General features: G+C 44.5%; 1 rRNA gene. It reads right to left on the bottom strand.

The annotated features are described in order from the left end of the window. Positions 1 to 205: 205 nt before the first annotated feature. Positions 206 to 434, bottom strand: a 16S ribosomal RNA gene (locus BCAMP_RS12055); the annotation flags it as partial.

Below are 434 nucleotides of genomic sequence, written 5' to 3'. Positions count from 1 at the left end.
TCGTGCGATACGACTGATGATTATAAATCACCTAAAATGAGTCTCGGTTGTTACTTGGTCTTTCTATTTCATATCAATTAGTATTCAGTTTTCAAAGAACAAACATAAATGAGAAGATTGACTTCTCAAAACTAAACGAACAAGCAGATGTCATACAACAATTAATGTAACTTGTCACACCCGAAGGTGTGTTCCTATTCCTTAGAAAGGAGGTGATCCAGCCGCACCTTCCGATACGGCTACCTTGTTACGACTTCACCCCAATTATCTATCCCACCTTAGACGGCTAGCTCCCGAAGGTTACCAAACCGGCTTTGGGTGTTACAAACTCTCGTGGTGTGACGGGCGGTGTGTACAAGGCCCGGAACGTATTCACCGTAGCATGGCTGATCTACGATTACTAGCGATTCCGGCTTCATGCAGGCGAGTTGCAG

The organism is Brochothrix campestris FSL F6-1037, assembly GCF_000525915.1.
Taxonomy (GTDB): Bacteria; Bacillota; Bacilli; order Lactobacillales; family Listeriaceae; genus Brochothrix; species Brochothrix campestris.
The sequence above is the reverse complement of the archived record's forward strand: the minus strand, read 5'-3'. Positions and strand labels throughout refer to the sequence as shown.